Annotated in this window: 8 protein-coding genes and 1 other RNA gene; 2 read left to right on the top strand and 7 right to left on the bottom strand. The window is 69.3% G+C overall.

Annotation, left to right across the window (positions count from 1 at the left end; genetic code table 11):
* Nucleotides 1-1,037: MFS transporter (locus CCL05_RS39070; RefSeq protein WP_086565360.1), on the top strand; the 1,037-nt coding region annotated here is incomplete at its 5' end.
* A 48-nt stretch (nucleotides 1,038-1,085) separates the two neighbouring features.
* On the opposite strand, the gene ssrA is transcribed toward CCL05_RS39070, so the two are convergent.
* The 5 genes from ssrA to ftsE all read right to left on the bottom strand — a co-directional run bounded on the left by ssrA (nucleotide 1,086) and on the right by ftsE (nucleotide 5,020).
* Nucleotides 1,086-1,489, bottom strand: a transfer-messenger RNA (tmRNA) gene (ssrA, locus tag CCL05_RS39075).
* A gap of 120 nt (nucleotides 1,490-1,609) precedes the next feature.
* On the bottom strand, nucleotides 1,610-2,089 hold the full coding sequence (gene smpB / locus CCL05_RS39080) for an SsrA-binding protein SmpB (protein WP_010039871.1): 480 nt from the start codon (nucleotides 2,087-2,089) through the stop codon (nucleotides 1,610-1,612).
* Nucleotides 2,090-2,135: 46 nt separating this feature from the next.
* Nucleotides 2,136-3,305 (bottom strand): S41 family peptidase, encoded by a 1,170-nt coding sequence (locus CCL05_RS39085; RefSeq protein ID WP_208641713.1) that lies wholly within the window; start codon nucleotides 3,303-3,305, stop codon nucleotides 2,136-2,138.
* Nucleotides 3,306-3,372: 67 nt separating this feature from the next.
* Complete coding sequence (gene ftsX, locus CCL05_RS39090; RefSeq protein WP_086565362.1) at nucleotides 3,373-4,290, bottom strand: permease-like cell division protein FtsX; 918 nt, start codon at nucleotides 4,288-4,290, stop codon at nucleotides 3,373-3,375.
* Between the two features lie 40 nt (nucleotides 4,291-4,330).
* Complete coding sequence (gene ftsE, locus CCL05_RS39095) at nucleotides 4,331-5,020, bottom strand: cell division ATP-binding protein FtsE (protein ID WP_003990615.1); 690 nt, start codon at nucleotides 5,018-5,020, stop codon at nucleotides 4,331-4,333.
* A gap of 290 nt (nucleotides 5,021-5,310) precedes the next feature.
* Here ftsE and CCL05_RS39100 point away from each other — a divergent pair, with 290 nt between their 5' ends.
* Nucleotides 5,311-5,502, top strand: a complete 192-nt coding sequence (locus CCL05_RS39100) for a hypothetical protein (RefSeq protein WP_086565363.1) — start codon at nucleotides 5,311-5,313, stop codon at nucleotides 5,500-5,502.
* Between the two features lie 120 nt (nucleotides 5,503-5,622).
* On the opposite strand, the gene CCL05_RS39105 is transcribed toward CCL05_RS39100, so the two are convergent.
* Together CCL05_RS39105 and prfB are read right to left on the bottom strand one after the other, a co-directional pair.
* A complete protein-coding gene (locus CCL05_RS39105; protein ID WP_086565364.1) occupies nucleotides 5,623-6,246 on the bottom strand; it encodes an LPXTG cell wall anchor domain-containing protein in 624 nt (207 codons plus the stop codon).
* A gap of 303 nt (nucleotides 6,247-6,549) precedes the next feature.
* Nucleotides 6,550-7,252, bottom strand: a 703-nt coding sequence (gene prfB, locus CCL05_RS39110; protein WP_244204550.1) for a peptide chain release factor 2, incomplete at its 5' end; no start/stop codon positions are given.

The following is a 7,252-nucleotide window of genomic DNA, read 5'->3' on the forward strand; positions in this document are numbered from 1 at the left end:
CGTACGCCCTCGCCGGTGCCGTCACGGCGACGGGGCTCGCGGCGACCGCGGTGGTCGCGCCGTGGACCGCACGCCTCGTCGACCGGCACGGCCAGTCCCGGGTGGCCCTGCCCGCCACGGTGTTCGCCGTCCTCGGCTCGCTCGCCCTCCTGCTGTGCGTCCGCAACGACGCCCCCGACTGGACCCTGTTCGCCTCCTACGCCGCGACGGCCACGACCCCCAACACCGGCGGTATGTCCCGCGCCCGCTGGGCGCATCTGCTGGCCGGTGACCCGAAGGGCCTGCACACCGCCAACTCCTTCGAGCAGGCCGCGGACGAGCTGTGTTTCATGCTGGGCCCGGTGCTCGCGGCCTTCCTGTGCGGAACGTTCTTCCCGGAGGCGGGCACGCTCGTCGGGGCGGTGCTGCTGCTGACCGGCATGGTCCTGTTCACGGCCCGGCGTGCGACGGAGCCGCCCGTCCGCGCGCACATACCCGGGAAGGCGCCGCTGCGCGCCCCCGGCATGCCGCCGCTGCTCGCGGTCTGCCTGGCGATGGGCGCGGTGTTCGGCTCGACGGAGGTCGTCACCCTGGCGTTCGCGGACGCGCTGGGGCACCGGTCGGCGGCCGGTGCCGTGCTCGCGCTCCAGGCGGCGGGCTCGTGCGCGGCGGGCCTGCTGTACGGCGCCGCGAAGCCCGTCGGGCCGGCCGCGTCCCGGCTGCCGTGGTGCGTGGCCGCGATGACCGCGCTGCTGACCCTGCCGCTGCTCGCGGCCGCCCTCACCGGTTCGCTCCCGCTCGTCGCCGGTGCGCTGCTGATCGCCGGGATGGCGACGGCCCCGACGATGGTCACCACCATGACGCTGGTCCAGCACCGCACCCCGGAGGGCCGGCTGAACGAGGGCATGACCCTGGCGGTGACGGGCCTGCTCGGCGGCATCGCCTGCGGCAGCGCGCTCGGCGGCTGGACGGTGGAGCACCTGTCGGCGACGGCGGGCTACGGCATCCCGGTGACGGCGGCGGCCGTGGCCCTGGCGTTGTCCCTGGGCCAGGCATGACAAAGACCCCGCCGCTCGTAAGCGACGGGGCCTGTGCCCACATGGGATGAGTGGAGATGGCGGGAATCGAACCCGCGTCCAACGGTGTGGAATCAGGGCTTCTCCGTGTGCAGTCGGCTGTGCTTTTCTCGGCCCCGGAGATCACGCCGACAAGTCTCCGACGGGCCCAGTCACTGTGTGGTTTCCCTCTTCACCCCGTGACCGGGATCAAGGTTTAGTTCCCTAAATGATGCCAGGATCCGGGTCGGGAACACCCCCGGGCTGACACTCCCTTAAGTAGGGGAGCCGCTGCTCGCTACCTGAAGATCAGGCAGCGAGGGCGAGCTCGCCCTGGGAGATGGATCGCTTGGAATTGGCGATTATTTTTTTCGGCCTGTGGTTTACGAGATCATGGCCGCTTCCTCGACACGCTTCCCCTGCTTCGACAGCCGCTGTCGAAACCGATCATCCCCATGTTGATTTTTCAATCGTCGCCCCGCGAGGGGCGCTCGCACCCGCTGTGAGGTGCAGGTGCCATCGTACGTGACCAACGCAGGTCGATGCCAGCGTATTCCCCCGCCCCCTCGGGGGGCCTACGCCCGCTGCTTGCGCCGTACCGCCGAGATCACCCGCTCGGCCTCGCGCCGGTCCTGCTTCTCGCGGAGCGTCTGGCGCTTGTCGTACTCCTTCTTGCCCTTCGCCAGCGCGATCTCGACCTTGGCCCGGCCGTCCTTGAAGTACAGGGCGAGGGGCACGATGGTGTGACCCGTCTCCTGCGACTTCGACTCCAGCTTGTCGATCTCCTCGCGGTGCAGCAGCAGCTTCCGCTTGCGCCGCGCGCTGTGGTTGGTCCACGTGCCCTGGCTGTACTCGGGCACGTGCACGTTGTACAGCCACGCCTCGTGCCCGTCCATCTGTACGAAGCCGTCGACCAGCGACGCCCGTCCCTGGCGCAGCGACTTCACCTCGGTGCCGGTGAGGACCAGGCCGGCCTCGTAGGTGTCGATGATGAGGTAGTCGTGCCGCGCCTTCTTGTTCTGCGCGATCAGCTTGCGCCCTTTTTCCTTAGCCATAGTGCCGCCCATTTTCGCACTACGGAGGGGGCTCGCGGGAAGTCGATTACGAGGGACCGGCCAGACCGCGCAGTACGGTCTCGGCCCGCTGGAGGGCGCCCTCGTCGGCCTCCAGGTCGGGCGTGATGCCCCGGCCGTCGACCGCGCGGCCGGAAGGGGTGCGGTAGTGCCCGACGGTCAGCTCCGCGACGGAGCCGTCGGGCAGCCGGCTCGGCATCTGGACCGAGCCCTTGCCGAAGGTGCGGGACCCCACGACGAGCGCGCGTCCGCGGTCCTGGACGGCGCCGGTGAGGAGTTCGGCCGCGCTCATCGTCCCGCCGTCGACGAGCGTGACCAGGGGTCTCGTCGTGTCACCGCCGGGCTCGGCATGCAGGGCGCGCTGCTCGCCGTCGACGTCGTACGTGGCGACCAGGCCGCCGTCGAGGAACGCGGAGGCCGCGGTGACGGCCTCGGTGACCAGGCCGCCGGAGTTGGCGCGCAGGTCGAGGATGATCCCGGCGCCGGGCGGAGACCGCCGGACGGCCTCGCGGACCTGGTCGCCGGAGCCCTTGGTGAACGTGTCGACCCGGATGACGGTGACCGAGCCGGCGGCTTTTCGAACGGCGACCGAGTCCGTGGACAGCTGGGCCCGGCGCACGGTCTCGGTCCACGCGCGCGTGCCCCGCTCCAGGCCCAGGCGGACCGTGGTGCCGGCGGGGGCGTCGGTGGCGTCCCCGCGCAGCATGGCGACGACCTCGGTGACGGGCCGCCCGTCGGTCTTCTCGCCGTCGACGCTGCGCAGCAGGTCGCCGGGGCGGATCCCGGCGGTGGCCGCGGGCGAGCCGGAGCGCACCTTCGTCACCTCGATACGGCCGTCGCGTGCGCTGCGCGCCCACAGGCCGACGCCGGTGTACTGGCCGTCGAGGGTTTCCTCGAACTCCTCGTACTCGCCCTGGGAGTAGACGGCGCCCCAGCGGTCCCCGCTGCGGCTGACGGCGCGCTTCGCGGCCTCCATCGCGGACTTGCCGTCGGCCATGGCCTCCTCGGCCGCCCTGGTGACGTCCGCGTGGTGCCCGGCCGGGGCGGCCGAACGCGCCTCGTCCGCCGCCGACTTCCGGTCGGCCTGCGGGAGGGCTCCCGTGGCCGCGCCCGCGACGAGGACGCTCGCGAACATCAATGTCAGGGCGGCCCCGCGGCGCATGCGACGGGGCTGACAGAACGGGTCACGACCTGACATGGCGGTGAGTCTAGGACAAGGGGAAGGGCCGTACGGCTGGTTGACCGCACGGCCCTCTTGTGATGCGTCACACCTTCAAGTACTTGCGCAGCGCGAAGAACGCGGCCAACGCCGGCATCAGCAGACTTGTGGCGAGGATGAGCGGCAGCTTCGTCAGGACGGCGTCCCAGCCGATGAAGTTGATCAGTGTCAACTGATCGGCCAGGGCCAGTCCGTGATCGATGAGGAAGTACCGGGCGATCAGCAGGAAGCCGCACGCGAGCGTGCCGCCGATGAGCCCGGCGACCGCGGCCTCCATGATGAACGGCGCCTGGATGTAGAAGCCCGAGGCACCGACCAGGCGCATGATGCCGGTCTCGCGCCGGCGGCTGAACGCCGAGACGCGCACGGTGTTGACGATCAGCATCAGCGCGACGACCAGCATCAGCGCCATCACCGCCCGCGCGGCCCAGTTCATGCCGTTCAGCAGCTTGAAGAGGTTGTCCAGGATGCCCTTCTGGTCCTGGACGGACTGCACGCCGTCCCGGCCGTTGAAGGCGGTGGCGATGACCTGGTACTTCTGCGGGTCCTTCAGCTTGATGCGGTACGACTCCTGCATCTGGTCCGGCGTGAGGGAGCTGGCCAGCGGGGAGTCGCCGAACTGCTCCTTGTAGTGCTTGTACGCCTGGTCCTGCGACTCGTAGGTGACCGTCTGGACGACGTTCATCTTGTCGAGGTCGGACTTGATCTGCGTCTTCTGGTCGTCGGTCACCGCGCCCTTGGCGCAGTTCGGGTCGGACTCGGCGTCGCTCTTGTTGCAGAGGAAGATCGAGACGTTGACCTTGTCGTACCAGTAGCCCTTCATGGTGTTGACCTGGTCGCTCATCAGGAGCGACCCGCCGAACAGGGCGAGCGACAGGGCGACGGAGACGACGACCGCGAAGGTCATCGTCAGATTGCGGCGGAGACCTACGCCGATCTCCGACAGGACGAACTGGGCGCGCATGGCGAGGGGTTATGCCTTTCCGTGACTCTCTGGTGCGGTCTCAGTGCTGGTAGCCGTAGACACCGCGGGCCTGGTCGCGGACGAGGCGGCCCTTCTCCAGTTCGATGACGCGCTTGCGCATCTGGTCCACGATGTTCTGGTCGTGCGTGGCCATCACCACGGTCGTGCCCGTCCGGTTGATGCGGTCGAGCAGCTTCATGATGCCGACGGAGGTCTGCGGGTCGAGGTTGCCGGTGGGCTCGTCGGCGATGAGCAGCTTGGGCCGGTTGACGAAGGCCCTGGCAATGGCCACACGCTGCTGTTCACCACCGGACAGCTCACCGGGCATCCGGTCCTCCTTGCCGCCGAGCCCGACGAGGTCGAGCACCTGCGGCACGGACTTGCGGATCTCGCCGCGCGACTTGCCGATGACCTCCTGCGCGAAGGCGACGTTCTCGCCGACCGTCTTGTTCGGCAGCAGGCGGAAGTCCTGGAACACCGTCCCCAGCTGGCGCCGCATCTGCGGAACCTTCCAGTTGGACAGGCGCGCGAGGTCCTTGCCCAGAACGTGCACCTGCCCGTGACTGCACCGCTCCTCGCGGAGGATCAGCCGCAGGAAGGTGGACTTTCCGGAGCCGGAGGACCCCACGAGGAAGACGAACTCGCCCTTCTCGACCTCCAGGGAGACATCCCTGAGGGCGGGGCGGGTCTGCTTGGGGTAGACCTTGGAGACGTTGTCGAATCGGATCACGGATGCACCACGGGTCGCCGGGGGTAGATGAGCGTGACCATACGCGAACCGGGCAGCAGACCGCAGTCACCGACTGTGGTTGCGTGGTGGATGTGCCGTTTTGTGCCGACCCAAGGGGCGCGGGGAACTGCGCGCCCAGCCCCCACGGCCCCGCAGCCGCGCACCCATGCACAACCACCCCTTTGGGAGCGACCCGCGCGCCCTCCGGAGGAACCTGGCACAGTGGAGAGGGAACGTTCGCACCACCGCGAGCGTTACACACAAGGAACCGGCGCAAGGAGGGCGAGCGCATGACGTACGACCGGCTGGTGTGCGCGAACTGCGCGGCGCCCGTGAGCGAGGGCCGGTGCCCCGTGTGCCGTGCGAACCGCGAGCGGCTGCAGCAGGAAAACTTCCTCGCGGGTCTGAACCCGGTGACCCTGATCGCACTGCTCACGGTGCTGATCGCCGCAGTCGCACTACTGGCGCACCAAACCGCCTAGCGACGCACTCGGCGGCCTGAAAGACCCGGAAACACCAAGACACGGCCGAGGGCCCGGAGCGTTTCGCTCCGGGCCCTCGGCGCTGCGCTGTGCCTACCGTCCGTAAGGACGCGGCTACCGTCAGGCGGCAGCCCCGCCGCGGCCGCCCATGAGGCGCGGCAGGACGCGGAAGCCGACACCGCCGGCGATCATCGTGGCGGCGCCGATCACCAGGAAGGTGGTCTGCGCGGCACCCGTCTCGGCGAGCTCCTGGCCGTTGCCCTGGGCCTGCGGCGCCGCCGGGGTGGCGTCCGAGCCGGTGTCGGTGAGGGAGGAGGAGCCCTCCTCCTGCGGCGAGGTGCCGCCGTCGGGGTCGGCGGCGTTGCCGCCACCGTTGGCGCCGCCGTTGGCGTTCCCGCCGCCGTTGCCGCCGCCGTTCCCGTTGCCCGGGGCGGTCGGCTGGTCCGTCGGGTCCTCGGTCGGCTCGGTGGGCTCGTCCGTGGGCTCGGTCGGCTCGTCGGTGGGGTCCTCGGTCGACGGCGGGTCCGTCGGGAGGTCCGTCGGCGGGTCGGTCGGGATGTCGGTCGGGACCGGCGGGGTGGTCGACGGGGTCGGGGCCGGCGACTCGTCGGCGCACAGGATGCCCAGCAGGCAGTTGTCGGTCTCCGCGGCGGATGCGGCACCGGCGGCGGTCAGCGAGGCACCGGCGGCGATCACGGCACCGGCCGCTATCCGCGCGACACGGATCCGCGTCTTCTTCGTCATGTGGTTGCTACCCCCAGTAGCTCATCGTCATTAGGCAGCGTTTGGAGCTGTGCTCGACGGGGGTAGCTGCAGTGAAAGAGCCCCCCGGTTCACATGCGCCCCAGAGACACGCATGCCGCGCTTTACCCTTCCCATTTTTCAAAGACACGTCAAGGGCGTTTGCGGGCGCCATGTCCAAGTACGGGGGCAATGCCGGGAGTCTGACCCTGTGAGTGTGATGTAAAACCCAGACATCGGGGCACAGAAGCGGGCACGGACAAGGCAACTGCCGTTCTGCGAACGGCAGTTGCCTTGTCGACAAACTTACTTCTCCTGCTGCTTGCGCCAGCGAATTCCGGCTTCGAGGAAACCGTCGATCTCACCGTTGAAAACAGCCTCGGGGTTGCCGACTTCGAAGTCGGTGCGCAGGTCCTTGACCATCTGGTACGGGTGCAGCACGTAGGAACGCATCTGGTTGCCCCAGGAGTTGCCGCCGTCGCCCTTGAGGGCGTCCATCTTGGCCTGTTCCTCCTGGCGGCGCCGCTCCAGCAGCTTGGCCTGGAGCACGTTCATGGCCGTGGCCTTGTTCTGGATCTGAGAGCGCTCGTTCTGGCAGGAGACGACGATGCCGGTGGGGATGTGGGTGAGGCGCACCGCGGAGTCGGTGGTGTTGACGCCCTGGCCGCCGGGGCCGGACGAGCGGTACACGTCCACGCGCAGTTCGGACTCGTCGATCTCGATGTGGTCGGTCTGCTCGACCACGGGAAGGATCTCCACGCCCGCGAAGGAGGTCTGCCGCCGGCCCTGGTTGTCGAAGGGCGAGATGCGCACCAGCCGGTGCGTGCCCTGCTCGACGGAGAGCGTGCCGTACGCGTAGGGCGCCTGGACGGCGAAGGTGGTCGACTTGATGCCGGCCTCCTCCGCGTACGACGTCTCGTAGATCTCGGTCTTGTAGCCGCGCTGCTCGGCCCACCGCAGGTACATGCGCTGGAGCTTCTCGGCGAAGTCGGCGGCGTCGACGCCGCCG

This window comes from Streptomyces africanus, from assembly GCF_002150735.1.
Classification (GTDB): Bacteria; Actinomycetota; Actinomycetes; order Streptomycetales; family Streptomycetaceae; genus Streptomyces; species Streptomyces africanus.